Below are 13,358 nucleotides of genomic sequence, written 5' to 3'. Positions count from 1 at the left end.
TGGGCGTTCTATGCAGCTCTTTTCGCTGGAAGGCAAAGTGGCGCTGGTCACCGGAGCTTCACGTGGCTTGGGCAAAGCCATGGCCTATGGGCTGGCGGAAGCAGGTGCTCATGTGGTGCTGGCCGCCCGCGATCACGCTGCGCTATTGGCGGTTGTCGATGACATTCGCCATATAGGCGGCCAGGCGGATGCCCAGGCATTTGACCTCAGTGACGAAGTGGCCGTTATGGCCGCCATCCCATCGATCATCGCTCGACACGGCCGCCTGGATATTTTGATCAACAATGCCGGCATCTGTATTTGGCAACCGCTGCTCGACTCCTCGCTGGACGACTGGAAGAGGACGCTGGGCACCAACCTGACCGCTCCCTATCTGCTGGCTCGCGAAGCCGCCCGCCCCATGCTTCGCCAGGGCAGCGGTTCAATCATCAATATCGGTTCATACGTATCGCGCATCGGTCGAGAGAAATTGCAGGCCTATGTGGCCAGCAAGCACGGCGTTATTGGCCTGACCAAGTCCCTGGCCGGTGAGTTGGGCGCCAGCGGTGTCCGCTGCAATGCCATCTGCCCCGGCTACTTCCTGACTGACATGGCTGAGCCGGTGGTCGCCAACCCTGCGTTGATGGAGACGGTGCGCAGTCATATCTCGCTGGGGCGCTGGGGTGATCCGAAAGAACTTCAGGGCGCTGCGATTTTCCTTGCCAGTGAAGCCAGCTCTTATATCAATGGGCATGCCCTGATGGTAGATGGCGGCGTATCCGAGGTGCTTTGTTTGCCAATGTCCGTGACCTGAGGGCAGGTTAAACAGGTCGTTTTTTTGGGAGAGTCACTTTGAAAACGCTCGCAGAGCTGCTGGAACGCAACGCTCGTCTGTTTCCAACGCAGGAAGCAGTGGTTTATCAAGAACGCCGCATCACCTACGCCCAGTTACTGGAGCGCAGCCAGCGTCTGGCGTCGAGCCTGCATCGCTTGGGCATGCGTCATCAGGATCGCGTGGCAATTCTGGCAATGAACTGCAATGAGTACTTTGATGTATTTGCTGCATGCCAACTGACCGGGTTTGTTTGCGCCACCGTCAATTTTCGGCTGGCTGCACCGGAATTGCAGTACATCCTCAGTGACAGTTCGCCGTCGGTGCTGATCTTTGAAGACCAATACGCCGAATTGATCGATTCGTTGCGTCCCGGCTTGCCTGACATCGAGCATTACGTGTGCATCGGCCAATGCCCCGCGTGGGCGCAACCTTACGAACAATGTCTAATAAATGGGGACCCTGCCGGGCCTGGGTTGCGCGCACTACCGGAGGACATCGTTCATCTCGTCTATACGAGCGGCACCACAGGTCGGCCCAAAGGTGCGGCGCGCTCGCAACAGGGTGATTTAGCCTTGGCTCAGAACCAGTCTGCCACTATGGATATCCGCACTAACGGCCGAATGCTGGTGATGATGCCGATGTTCCACGCCGGTGGGATCTCGATGATGCTATCTGAGTTCTGGCACGCCGGCTGTGTGGTTTTGCATCGCAAGTTTGAGCCCGAGGAAGTCTTGCGGACCATCGAGCGTGAGCGCATCGAGACCGTCCATATGGCTCCGACCATTGTCCAGCAAGTAATGGACCTGCCGACGATCCGGGATTTCGATCTGTCGAGTCTGAAAACTATTCTCTACGCGGCAGCGCCTATGCCAGTGGCCGTCCTCAAGCGCGGCGTCGAGTTGCTTGGCCCGATATTTGTCAATTCATGGGGCATGACCGAGACCAGCGGTACGGTCCTGCACAGGCATTTGCATAAACTCGAAGGTAACGAGGAAGAGGTACGACGCCTGGGCTCGATTGGCCAGGCGATGCCCTATTGCGACATCCGCGTGGTGGACGAGCATGATCAGGATTGCCCCTGCGGTACGCCGGGCGAGATTTTGGTGCGTTCGCCCGCCAACATGGCGTACTACTGGAATAACAGCGCAGCGACTATCGAAACGCTTCGCGACGGCTGGTTGCGCACGGGAGATATGGCCTGGATGGATGAAGCCGGTTTTCTGTTCCTGGTAGACCGCAAGAAGGACATGATTATTTCCGGTGGCGAGAACATCTACTGCCAGGAGGTCGAGCAGGCGCTGATGCATCACCCTGCAGTGGCTGACGTCGCGGTCATCGGCGTAGCGCATGAAAAGTGGGGGGAGGCGGTAAAAGCCGTGGTCGTGCGCAAACCGGGCATGACTATCACCCAAGCCGAACTGATCGAGTTCTGCACCACCCGCATTGCCCGCTATAAGAAGCCGGCAAGTGTCGACTGGGTAGAAGAGCTGCCTAGGCTGCCTAGCGGAAAGGTGAACAAAATGCTGCTGCGTGAACTTTATCGTGGGGCGCCTGGTAAAGCGCTCTAATTCAGGGTTTTTCAGCCAATGCTTAGCTTGCGAAGTACGTTGACACTCATTTGTGCGCTGTTTATAGTTATGAACACCGTTCATAAAACAGCCAATTGCACCGTTCCGATGATGATTTAGATCGATAGTCCTGTACCGAAAACAATAAAAGGCAGTGAGCTGCCAGATACCGGAGGATTTCTGATGACTGTTCATGAAACGGCCCCTCAGCCGATTCGAGAAGATTTTGTCCCACGTGACGGGTACATCTCTCCCAAGTTCCTGCAGCTCGAAAACGAGCGTATGTGGCCGAAAGTCTGGCAGGTCGCCTGCCGGCTTGAGGAGATCCCGAATGTTGGCGATTACGTGACCTTTGATGTCATCGGTGACTCAATCATCATCACCCGCCTGACCGGCGATAAAATCAAGGCCTACTACAACGTTTGCCAGCACCGTGGCCGGCGGCTGACAGCGGGCTGTGGGCATGCCACCAAGTTCCATTGCAATTACCACGGCTGGCAGTGGAACCTGGATGGCAGTGTGCTGCGAATTCTTGATGAGAGTGATTGGGCGGGGTGCCCGAGCATGAACAAGGAAGACCTGGCGCTCAAAGAAGTGCTGGTCGATACCTGGGGCGGCTTCGTGTTTATTAACATGGACCCGCTGGCCGAGCCTTTGGCCCAGTACTTGGCGCCGGTCCCAGAGATTACCGATTGCTACGAATTCGAAAAAATGCGCTACCGCTGGTACAAGTCGGTGAAGCTGCCTTGCAACTGGAAAGTGGCGCAGGAAGCCTTTACCGAGGGCTACCACGTGGCCGCCACGCACCCGCAGATTCTCGATACCCAAGGTGACGACGTGACCCGCAGCTTTGCTTTTGGCAAGCACGGCATGTTCGGCTATTCCACCGCTACGCGTATGCCAGGTACGCCTTCTTCGCGTACTGGCAAGCCAATCCCGGACGACATCCGTCCCGGATTGGTGAAGTTCTATCAGCTGATGGAAGACCAGTTGAAAGCTATCTTCACCGACCGCGACAACGAAGCCACCAAGCGCCTCATGACCGAACTGGAGCCCACTCAGGACCAATTCCTGGTCCTGTCCAAAGCCATGGAATTTCAGCGGGAAGCGGCTATTGCTGATGGCGCCGGTTGGCCGGATATTTCCTTTGAGCAAATGGGTCGCGCGGGCACGGATTGGCATGTATTTCCAAACCTGGTGTTCCTGCTGTATCCGGATGGCGCATTGTTCTACCGCGCCCGCCCGGACGGCGATAACCCGGACTCGTGCATCTTTGATATCTGGTCGCTCAAACGCTACGCGCCGGGCACGGAGCCAAAGCTTAACCGTGAGTTGTATCACGGCGTGGATGACTGGAAAGTCAACACGGTAGAAAACTTTGGCGTGATCCTCAGTCAGGACTTCATGAACATGGGGCAAGTGCAGCAAGGCATGAAGTCACGTGGCTTTAGTGGTTCCCGGACCAATCCGCTGCAGGAAACCTCCATCTCCAATTTCCATCGCGAGCTGGCCGAGTACATCAATGGTAAGGAGACCACCCGATGAGTGATTGGCATGATAGCTATGATCTGTTGATCATTGGCAGCGGTGGTGGCTCGATGTGCGCTGCACTGATGGCGCAGCAACTGGGCAAGAAAGCCTTGATCATTGAGAAGCAATCCCAGGTCGGCGGTTCGACCGGATATTCGGGCGGCGTGTGGTGGGTACCTAACAATGCCGTAATGAAGCGCCACGGTGTGCAGGATTCCTATGAGCGCGCTCGGCAGTACATGGACAGCACCGTTACTTATGACGGGCCGTCAACATCGCCGATCCGCCGTGAGGCGTTCCTCAAGACCGGTCCGATCATGGTCGATTTTCTCGAGCGCAAAGGCATGGCGTTCGAGTACGCCGATGGTTGGTCCGACTATTACGATGAGCTTCCGGGGGGTGAACCTCGCGGTCGTTCGTTGATCGCCAAGCTGTTCAACATCAATGAACTGGGGCCGTGGACCGAAAAGCTTTCGCGCTATCGCGGTGCCGGCATTCCAGCCACCACAAATGAATACCCGACATTGTTCCTGATGAAGCGCACCTGGGCCGGCAAACGCATGGCGATGAAACTGGGCCTGCGCATACTCAAACAGAAGCTGCTCAAACAAGTGGTGCTGGGCGGCGGCGCGGCGATTCAGGGGCGGATGTTGCAAATGACCCTGCAGAATAACCTGCCGATCTGGACCGATACCCCGGTCACCGATCTGGTGGTCGAAGACGGTCGGGTGGTTGGGGTGTTGGCGCAACGCGACGGCAAATCCGTGCGCATTCAAGCGCGCGAGGGTGTTCTGATCAATGTCGGTGGCTTTTCGCGCAATGAAGCCATGCGCAAGCAATACCAGCCGCAGCCGTCCTCGGCCGGTTGGACCAATGCCAACCTGGGTGATACCGGTGAGATCATTCAGGCAGCGATGAAGCAGGGTGCTGCAGTGGATTGCATGGACGAGTCCTGGTGGGTAGTGACCTCCCTGGGGCCAAACGAAAGTTTTCCAGAAGGAGCGCTGACGCCGGATGGCAAACCATTGCCGTTCATGCACCACCTGGATTTGTCGCTGCCGTATTCGATCATGGTCGACCAGGATGGCCAGCGGTTTTGCGACGAAGCCGGCGCCTACATGGAAATCGGGCAGCGCATGTACAAACGCCAGGCCGAGACCGGCAAGGCAGTTCCGGCGTGGGTGGTCATGGACAGTCGTCAACGCAAATTCTACCCCTGGGGCACTGCAATGCCTGGGCAGATCCCACAGCAGTGGCTGGACAGCGGCTACATGATCAAAGCCGACACCCTCGACGAATTGGCCCGCAAATGCAGCATTGATCGCGCCGGTTTAGCGGCGACGGTGGCACGATTCAATGGCTTCTGCCAAAGCGGTGTCGATGAAGACTTCGGACGCGGTTCCCGCGCCTTTGACCGCTGCCACGGCGACCCGACGGTCAAGCCTAATCCAAATATGGGCAGCATTGAAGAAGGGCCGTTTTACGCCGTGCGCATGTACCCGGGCGACGTGGGGACCGCGGGTGGCTTGATCACCGATGAGTATGCTCGGGTCCTAAAAGAGGACGGCAGTACCATCCAAGGCCTCTATGCCACTGGCAACTCGACGGCAGGTGTCACCGGGCGTTGTTATCCGGGGGCGGGAACCAGCATTGCGGCCTCGTTCATTTTCGCCTACATCGCCGCGCAGCACTCGGCGGGCGTAGAAAAGATCTGGTAACCCTCGAACCCATTCGCCACCGCTTCAACGGAGATTCATATCATGGCAGGCACACTTCCAGACAGTGGCACGCTGGTTGATATCTACCAGCGCATGACCCGTATAAAACAGAACGATGAGCGGTTCCGTGCCGTCATCAAGTCCGGCAAATTAGTCATGCCGTACTACTCGCCTCGCGGCCAGGAAGTCATCCCTTCGGCAGTGTCGGCCAACCTGACTGATGACGATTATATCTGCACAATTTACCGTGGCGTGCACGACATGATTGCCAAAGGCATCCCGCTCAAAGACCTGTGGGCTGAGTTCGGTGGCCGTGCTACCGGGACCTGCAAAGGCAAGGGCGGGCCGATGCACGTGACGCACCCGGCGACGGGCGTGATGGTCACCACTGGCATCGTCGGCAGCTCGATGCCGATCGCCAATGGCCTGGCTCTGGCAGCACAGATTCGCGGCGAAAAGCGTGTGGCAATTGCCTACTTCGGTGATGGCGCCAGCAACATTGGTGCATTCCATGAGTCATTGAACCTGGCCTCGGTGTGGAAACTCTCGGTGGTATTCGTTTGCCAGAACAACGGATACGGCGAGCACACCAAATACGCCTATAGCACCGCGGTAGCGAATATTTCCATGCGCGCTGCGGGTTATGGCATGCCCGGTATCACGGTCGACGGCAATGATCCGATTGCGATGTACAACACCGCTAAAGACGCCATTGAGCGCGCCCGCAATGGGGGTGGCCCGACGCTTATCGAAGCCAAAACTTTCCGCTTCCATGGTCATGTGTTTGGCGATGTCGATGCCTACATGGACAAGGGTGAAAAGGACGCCTGGATCGCGAAGGATCCGGTACCACTGTTCCGCGCCTGGTTGATCTCGACGGGTAATGCCAGCGAAGACCAACTTGCTAGTTTTGAAGCTGCCGTCGAACGCGATATTGACGAAGCCGTCCAATTCACACTTTCCAGCCCGTATCCGGATCTCGCCGAACTGAACCGCGATATCTACAAGGATGAGGTGAGCGTATGAACCAGAAAGTAGAGACCAAGCTCAACACGATCCAGGCCGTTAACTTGGCCCTGGATGACGCCATGGCCGCTGATGAGAATGTGATCGTACTCGGCGAAGACGTCGGCGATAAGGAGGAGGGCGGCATCGTAGGCGTCACCCGCGGTCTGTCGACTAAATACGGCGACTCACGAGTGCGCTCCACGCCAATTTCGGAGCAGGCAATCATCGGCGCAGCGATTGGTGCCGCGATTGTCGGCATGCGTCCCGTGGCCGAGATCATGCTGATGAACTTCACCACCGTGGCCATGGACATGATCGTCAACCACGCTGCCAAGCTGCGCTTCATGTCGGGCGGCCAAACCCACGTGCCTATCGTCATTCGGACCATGACCGGTGCCGGTTTTGGGACCGGCGGCCAGCACGCCGATTACCTGGAGGCCTGGTTTGCTCACGTCGCCGGGATCAAGGTAGTCGCTCCTTCCAGCCCCGCGGATGCGTATGGACTGATGCTCTCGGCAATTGAGGACGATGATCCCGTGCTGTTCATTGAAAACATGCCGACGTATTGGACGCCCGGTGCGGCGCCGGAACGCGGCAAAAAAATACCGTTGGGCAAGGCCAACATCTTGCGAGAAGGCAAGGACGTGACGCTGATTACCTATAGCCGTCGGGTGCTGGAAGCCAGCGCAGTGGCTCACAAATTGGCCGAAGAAGGGATCTCTGTGGAGCTAATCGATCTGCGCACCATCGCGCCCATGGACACCGACACCATTTTGGCCTCGGTGGCGAAGACCGGCCGTGCCGTGATCGTGCACGAGGCGGTGAAACCCTTCGGCGTGGGTGCCGAGATTGCCTCGCGTATCTACGAATCACTGTTCACGCAACTCAAGGCGCCTGTGCAACGGGTGGGTTCGCATTTCTCGCCCGTGCCTTTCTCCAAACCGCTCGAAGACGCCTATGTCCCGGGTCTGGAGCAAATCGAGGCGGCGATCCGCGCCACGTTGAAGTGATCAACCGAAGGAATACACCGCGATGACAACACAAGTACTCATGCCCAAGCTCGGCTTTTCGATGAATGAAGGAACCATCAGTGAGTGGCTGATTGACGACGGGGCGACAGTCACGGAAGGACAAGCGCTTTACTCGCTTGAAAGCGACAAGTCGGTCCAGGAAATCGAAGCACCGGTCAGCGGTACATTGAAGATCTTCGCCCAGGAGGGCGAAGTCTACGAAGTCGGCGCCGTGCTGGCCGAGATCGTTTAAGCCTTTTGGCACGCAAGGGGAAGTCTGATGAGCGGTGAAACAGTGATAGATGTCCCGAAGCCGACGGCCTTCGGCAGTGACTTGCCGCAATGGCCACAGGTGGATTTCAGCGAGTTCGGAGAAGTCGATAGCAAACCGCTGTCGCGAGTACAGAAGCTGACCGCGCAATACATGTCGCGCAATTGGGTGATGATTCCTCATGTGACCCACAACGACGAGGCGGACATCACGATCCTTGAGTTGCAACGCAAGGCGCGCAATGCGGCCGGCGAAGCGACCAAACTCACGTTGCTGCCATACCTGATCAAAGCCGTCGTCGCTGCGCTTAAAGCGTTTCCGCAATTCAACGCGTCGCTCGACGGCAGCGGTAAACATCTGGTGTTGAAAAAGTATTTTCACATCGGAGTGGCGGTCGACACGCGCTTCGGACTGTTGGTGCCCGTATTGCGTGACTGCGACAAGAAAAGCCTGGCAGAACTTGCCGCCGAGCTGCAAAGCATTTCCAGCAAAGCTCGGGATAAAGGCTTGAGCATGGCCGAGATGTCAGGTGGCTGTTTCACCATCAGCTCGCTTGGCAGTTTTGGCGGCACTTCGTTCACCCCCATTATTAACGCGCCGGAAGTCGCCATTTTGGGTGTGACTCGCGCTGACGAAAAGCCACGGCGAGGTTCCGATGACGCGATTGATTGGCGTCTTACATTGCCGCTTTCGTTGAGCTATGACCATCGAGTCATCAATGGTGCCGATGCTGCTCGCTTTACCGCAAAGCTGGCTCAACTGCTCGCCGACGTCACGGCACTGGAGTCCTGGATGTTGCAAAAATAACCGCGGCACTGTGGTTGCCTGTTACCGACAAACAACCGCTCGCTTAACGAACCCGCTCTTCGTTAGGGCTTTTTCGAACCGTTCAACAACATAATAAAGACGGAATTTCGATGAATACACTGGGTGAGATGATCGAGCGAAATGCTCGGTATTTTCCTGATAAAGAAGCCCTCGTTTCGGCTTCACGCAGGATCACTAACCACCAGCTCGCGGAACGTGCCAAACGCCTGTCCAGCCATTTATATATGCAGGGGCTGCGTCGACAGGATCGGGTGGCCATCCTGTCGATGAACAACATTGAGTACTTCGAGACCTATCGCGCTTGCGAATGGGCTGGTTTGATTGCCGCGACGGTCAACTTTCGTCTGGCGCCTCGCGAAATGCTCTACATCCTGCAAGACGCCTCGCCCAAAGCGCTGGTATTTGAAGCCCAATTTGCTCAAGTGGTGGGGCAACTGCGTGAAGACCTGCCGAGCATTGAACATTTCATCTGCATCGGAGAAGGACCTGAATGGGCCGAGTCGTTTGAGAGTGCAATGGACCGAGGCCATATTGACGGGCCGCCAATCCGCTCTTGCGCAGAAGACTACGCCTATCTGATGTACACCAGTGGCACTACTGGTCGCCCCAAAGGCGTAGTGCGTACCCATCATGCAATGTGCGGCACTGCGGAAAGCTGTGCGCTGGTATCGGAGTTCAAAGGCTCCACACGGGTATTGCAGACGACACCGGCGTTCCACATCGGCGGTGTCGGTTTCGTCAATGCGGCCGCCTGGCTAGGCGGTACCACGATTATCCATCAAGGCTTTGATCCAAGGGCCGTAGTGCAGGCCGTCCAGGAGGAGGGCGTGACCTTTACCTTCATGGTCGCGGCAATGCTGCAAGCGTTGCTGGATGTACCAGGCGTGGCTGATTTCAATTTGCGCTCGCTTGAACATGTGGTCACCGCAGCGGCACCGATTCCTGTGCCATTGCTCAAACGCGCCATGGACCTGTTGGGTCCGATTTTTTCCATTCAGTACGGAATGACCGAAAGCAACGCCTGTTTCCTGCCGCGCCATGAAGTGGTCGCAGAAGGGACGCCAGTGCAGCTTCATCGGCTGGAGTCCGTCGGATATCCCTGCCCAGGTATCGAACTTAGAATCGTCGATGAGCAGGGTCAGGATTGTCAGGTCGGTGCGCCGGGCGAAGTCGTGCTGCGTTCCAGCACACAACTGAGCAACTACTGGAACAACTCGGTAGCGTCCGTCGAGGCCTTGCGCAACGGTTGGTACCACACCGGAGACATGGGCTATCAGGATGCCCAGGGCTATGTGTTTCTGGTTGATCGCAAGAAAGACATGATCATCTCCGGTGGTGAAAACATTTATAGCCGGGAGGTTGAAGTTGCCCTGGAACTGCACCCGATGGTAGTCGAATCGGCAGTGATTGGCGTAGCGGATCCACGCTGGGGTGAGTCGGTCAAAGCCATCGTTGTGCTGACACCCGGTGCAGCCCTTTCCGAGCAAGACCTGATTGCCCATTGCAAAGCGGTGCTCGCCAGCTACAAGTGCCCGAAAACCGTCGAGTTCATCGACGAACTGCCACGCATGGCCACCGGCAAGATCAACAAAGTCGTTCTGCGCGAACGTCAACGCAGCGTCTAAAACGCATTGAGCGGAGAAAAACATGGCTAAGTGGCTGCAGTCCAATGAGTGCGTAACATTCGAGGTGGCTGATCGCGTGGCCCGGATCACCCTCAACCGTCCTGAAAAGCGCAACGCAATCAATAATGTCCTGCTTCGCGAATTGAAACAGGCGCTGCTTGAGGCAGACGACCTGAAGTCAGTCAACGTGATTGTGCTTCAAGGCGCTGGCAAAGACTTCTGCGCAGGCTATGACCTGGTCAGTACCTATGGCGACATCTCTGAAGCGAACCCGACGGACTATCGCGGTACGCAGAAAAATTTTGATGACGACTGCTGGTCAATGGAGCGGCAGAACGAAACCATCAATTTGTTCGCCGAAATCCACAAGCCGATCATCGCCCGGGTCCATGGCAATTGCCTGGCGGGGGGTACTGATCTGGCGCTGGCCTGCGACATGGTGCTGGCTGCCGACAACGCCAAGATAGGCTTTCCAGCCACACGGGCCAATGGGTCGCCACCGGCGCACATGTGGTTCTACCACTTGGGCCCGCAGTGGGCCAAACGCATGCTGCTGACCGGCGATTCACTGTGGGGGCGCGACGCGGCCAAGCTGGGTCTGGTGCTGGATGCGGTGCCGTCTGACCAGCTTGACGAGGCTGTCGATGAACTGGCCCGACGCTTGTCCTTCGTCGACGCCGATCTGCTGTCCGCCAACAAGCGCATCGTCAACCTCGCCCTTGAGTTGTCTGGCTCAAAAACCCTGCAGCGGCTAGCGGTTGAGAACGATTCCCGTGCCCATCAATGTCAAGGACCGCGCCGTACGCAGTTCAAAGAAGACATGCAAAACTTGGGCTTGAAGGATGCCCTCAAACGCCGCGACGAACCGTTCGGTGATGGAATGATCAAGCTCTATGCCCGTGGCCAAGAGTGAATTGGAGAGCGTTGCTATGGTTGCTATGGATGTTGAATTGACGATTGATGGTGCTGTGGCGACCTTGACTCTGAATCGCCCGGACAGCTTGAACGCGCTGACACCGCAGATGCTGGAGTTGATCATCGAGCATCTGGACCGCGTGGAGAGTGACCCGGAGATCCGTGCCTTGATTTTGACCGGGGCCGGCCGCGCCTTCTGCGCCGGTGCCGACGTCAAGGGCTCAGGCTCGGCGCCCGCACGGATGAGCGTCAGCCATGCTCGACGGTCGTTGGTGCCTTATCAGCAGGTCGCGTTAAAGCTCTACAACCTGAATAAACCCGTGGTCTCGGCGGTGCGCGGCGCAACGGTGGGCATTGCCTGGTCGTTTGCGATGTGCGCCGATCAACTGATTGCGTCTGAGACCACAAAGTTCATCCCGGCGTTTCTCGCTAGGGCCACCGTTCCCGAGGGCGGCATGCTGCACCTGTTGGCGCGCCATTGCGGTGAGTTTCGCGCCAAAGAAATTATGTACCTGAACCGTACACTGAGCGGTCGGGAAGCTTTTGAGGTGGGATTGGCGAGCAAGGTCGTGAAGGATGATCAATTGATGATTACCGCAAAAGCACTTGCCCAAGAACTGGCTGAGGCCCCGACTTTTTCCATCGGTTTAGCCAAGCAACTGTTTCGCGCCACCTCGGGTAATTTTGAAGCATACCTGGCGCTAGAACTGAACGCTGTTGCGTTGGCCGTCAACTCGGCTGACGCATCAGAAGGTCGTCAAGCCTTTCGCGACAAGCGCAAACCCGAATTCAAAGGGCAGTAGGCCCGATGTCCTAGACGTTTCACCTGACAGAGGTCAGACCATGCAGTTCGAATTCAGCCCTGAAGATGAAGCTTTTCGCCAGGAAGTCCGGCAGTTCTTTAAGGACAACGTGAGCCCCGAGGTCGCGCACTACGGGTTCGAAGGTAGCCACCCACCACCTCGTGAGGTGTTGCGTCAGTGGCAGAAAACCCTTCACGCTCGCGGTTGGGGTGCTCCGCACTGGCCTGAAGCATTTGGTGGTACGGATTGGTCGCCTCTGCGCAAACATATCTTTCTGGAAGAACTAGTGAATGCCGACGGCCTGGATTATGGCTGGCAAGGAACGCACATGATGGCGCCAGTGGTTATCGCCTTTGGCAATGCATGGCAGCAGGAAAAATTTCTGCCGCCATTGTTGGCGGGTGACACATTTTGGTGTCAGGGCTTTTCTGAACCCAATGCCGGCTCCGACCTGGCGAGTCTGCGCACGCGTGCTGAGCTGGACGAGGCGGGCACCCATTACGTCGTCAACGGCCAGAAGATCTGGACCAGTGACGCCAAGATGGCGGATTGGGGCTTTTTCCTGGTCCGCACCGATGCGACCGTCAAGCCCCAGCGCGGTATCTCGTTCCTGTTGATCGACATGAAAAGCCCTGGCATTACCGTGCGGCCGATCATCTCCATAGATGGTGGCGACGGTCTGGCTGAAGTGTTTTTGGAGAACGTTCGTGTTCCGAAGGAGCATCTGGTGGGGGAGCCTGGCATGGGCTGGACTTACGCCAAATACCTGTTGGAAAAAGAACGTACATCCAGTGCTTTCATCTACTTCAACAAGCGGGAACTGGAAAAGGCCAAGGCCATTGCCCGGTACGAGAAGATCGATGGCGTGCCATTGATCGATACTCCGGCCTTCAGTCGCAGGCTGGCTTCGGTTGAGGTTGACGTTCTTGGCCTGGAATGGTCGGTATTGCGCATCCTCAGCAAGGAGACCCTGCGCGACAACCTCGATGCGGTGGTCTCGACCCTGAAGATTCGCGGCTCGGAATTGCAGCAGCAGGTCACTGAACTGCAGGTTGATGCGCTCGGCCCACGGGCACTGCGCTTCTATGACCACGGGCCAAACCGCAAGGTCCACGAGCCTGCCGTCGCCGGTGAGCTGGATGACCTCTGGCCAGCCTATGTGCCGGGGCGCAGCAATATGTACTTCTTCCAGCGCGCCTCGACCATTTATGGCGGGGCCCGTGAAGTACAGAAAAATATTATTGCCAAGCTTGCCTTCGGGCTCTGAG

The 13,358-nt window shown here is 57.1% G+C and carries 12 protein-coding genes; all 12 read left to right on the top strand.

Annotated features, from left to right (window positions below; all coding sequences use genetic code 11):
• Positions 1-10 precede the first annotated feature (10 nt).
• Positions 11-793: an SDR family NAD(P)-dependent oxidoreductase gene (locus ACYZT4_RS07065; RefSeq protein ID WP_461986423.1), complete on the top strand. Its 783-nt coding sequence runs from the start codon at positions 11-13 to the stop codon at positions 791-793.
• Between the two features lie 38 nt (positions 794-831).
• Positions 832-2,382: a class I adenylate-forming enzyme family protein gene (locus ACYZT4_RS07060; RefSeq protein WP_461986421.1), complete on the top strand. Its 1,551-nt coding sequence runs from the start codon at positions 832-834 to the stop codon at positions 2,380-2,382.
• A gap of 183 nt (positions 2,383-2,565) precedes the next feature.
• Positions 2,566-3,927, top strand: coding sequence for an aromatic ring-hydroxylating oxygenase subunit alpha (locus ACYZT4_RS07055; RefSeq protein WP_461986419.1), 1,362 nt, complete (start codon positions 2,566-2,568; stop codon positions 3,925-3,927).
• Positions 3,924-5,630 carry an FAD-binding protein gene (locus ACYZT4_RS07050; RefSeq protein WP_461986417.1) on the top strand — a complete coding sequence of 569 codons (1,707 nt, stop codon included), beginning with the start codon at positions 3,924-3,926 and terminating at the stop codon, positions 5,628-5,630. The genes ACYZT4_RS07055 and ACYZT4_RS07050 overlap by 4 nt, the downstream gene beginning before the upstream one ends.
• A 42-nt stretch (positions 5,631-5,672) precedes the next feature.
• Positions 5,673-6,656, top strand: a complete 984-nt coding sequence (locus tag ACYZT4_RS07045) for a thiamine pyrophosphate-dependent dehydrogenase E1 component subunit alpha (RefSeq protein ID WP_461986415.1) — start codon at positions 5,673-5,675, stop codon at positions 6,654-6,656.
• A complete protein-coding gene (locus ACYZT4_RS07040; protein ID WP_461986413.1) occupies positions 6,653-7,648 on the top strand; it encodes an alpha-ketoacid dehydrogenase subunit beta in 996 nt (331 codons plus the stop codon). Before ACYZT4_RS07045 ends, ACYZT4_RS07040 begins: the two co-directional genes overlap by 4 nt.
• A gap of 22 nt (positions 7,649-7,670) precedes the next feature.
• On the top strand, positions 7,671-7,901 hold the full coding sequence (locus ACYZT4_RS07035) for a biotin/lipoyl-containing protein (RefSeq protein ID WP_461986411.1): 231 nt from the start codon (positions 7,671-7,673) through the stop codon (positions 7,899-7,901).
• A gap of 27 nt (positions 7,902-7,928) precedes the next feature.
• Entirely contained in the window at positions 7,929-8,726 is a 798-nt protein-coding gene (locus ACYZT4_RS07030; RefSeq protein ID WP_461986409.1) for a 2-oxo acid dehydrogenase subunit E2, read from the top strand.
• Positions 8,727-8,836: 110 nt separating this feature from the next.
• The gene (locus ACYZT4_RS07025) at positions 8,837-10,372 is read left to right on the top strand and encodes a class I adenylate-forming enzyme family protein (protein WP_461986407.1); all 1,536 of its coding nucleotides are present in this window, start codon (positions 8,837-8,839) and stop codon (positions 10,370-10,372) included.
• A gap of 22 nt (positions 10,373-10,394) precedes the next feature.
• Entirely contained in the window at positions 10,395-11,285 is an 891-nt protein-coding gene (locus ACYZT4_RS07020; protein WP_461986405.1) for a crotonase/enoyl-CoA hydratase family protein, read from the top strand.
• Positions 11,266-12,090, top strand: coding sequence for an enoyl-CoA hydratase/isomerase family protein (locus ACYZT4_RS07015; protein WP_461986404.1), 825 nt, complete (start codon positions 11,266-11,268; stop codon positions 12,088-12,090). The genes ACYZT4_RS07020 and ACYZT4_RS07015 overlap by 20 nt, the downstream gene beginning before the upstream one ends.
• 40 nt (positions 12,091-12,130) lie before the next feature.
• Positions 12,131-13,357, top strand: a complete 1,227-nt coding sequence (locus ACYZT4_RS07010; protein WP_461986402.1) for an acyl-CoA dehydrogenase family protein — start codon at positions 12,131-12,133, stop codon at positions 13,355-13,357.
• Position 13,358: the final 1 nt, after the last annotated feature.

It is taken from the genome of Pseudomonas sp. GB2N2, from assembly GCF_054897705.1.
The sequence above is the reverse complement of the archived record's forward strand: the minus strand, read 5'-3'. Positions and strand labels throughout refer to the sequence as shown.

Excerpts from the sequence above, each read along its gene's own strand:
- ACYZT4_RS07065 (WP_461986423.1), top strand. The coding sequence starts at position 11 with ATGCAGCTCTTTTCGCTGGAAGGCAAAGTGGCGCTGGTCACCGGAGCT.
- ACYZT4_RS07030 (WP_461986409.1), top strand. The coding sequence starts at position 7,929 with ATGAGCGGTGAAACAGTGATAGATGTCCCGAAGCCGACGGCCTTCGGC.
- ACYZT4_RS07020 (WP_461986405.1), top strand. The coding sequence starts at position 10,395 with ATGGCTAAGTGGCTGCAGTCCAATGAGTGCGTAACATTCGAGGTGGCT.
- ACYZT4_RS07010 (WP_461986402.1), top strand. The coding sequence starts at position 12,131 with ATGCAGTTCGAATTCAGCCCTGAAGATGAAGCTTTTCGCCAGGAAGTC.
- ACYZT4_RS07025 (WP_461986407.1), top strand. The coding sequence starts at position 8,837 with ATGAATACACTGGGTGAGATGATCGAGCGAAATGCTCGGTATTTTCCT.
- ACYZT4_RS07055 (WP_461986419.1), top strand. The coding sequence starts at position 2,566 with ATGACTGTTCATGAAACGGCCCCTCAGCCGATTCGAGAAGATTTTGTC.
- ACYZT4_RS07015 (WP_461986404.1), top strand. The coding sequence starts at position 11,266 with ATGCCCGTGGCCAAGAGTGAATTGGAGAGCGTTGCTATGGTTGCTATG.
- ACYZT4_RS07035 (WP_461986411.1), top strand. The coding sequence starts at position 7,671 with ATGACAACACAAGTACTCATGCCCAAGCTCGGCTTTTCGATGAATGAA.
- ACYZT4_RS07045 (WP_461986415.1), top strand. The coding sequence starts at position 5,673 with ATGGCAGGCACACTTCCAGACAGTGGCACGCTGGTTGATATCTACCAG.
- ACYZT4_RS07040 (WP_461986413.1), top strand. The coding sequence starts at position 6,653 with ATGAACCAGAAAGTAGAGACCAAGCTCAACACGATCCAGGCCGTTAAC.
- ACYZT4_RS07050 (WP_461986417.1), top strand. The coding sequence starts at position 3,924 with ATGAGTGATTGGCATGATAGCTATGATCTGTTGATCATTGGCAGCGGT.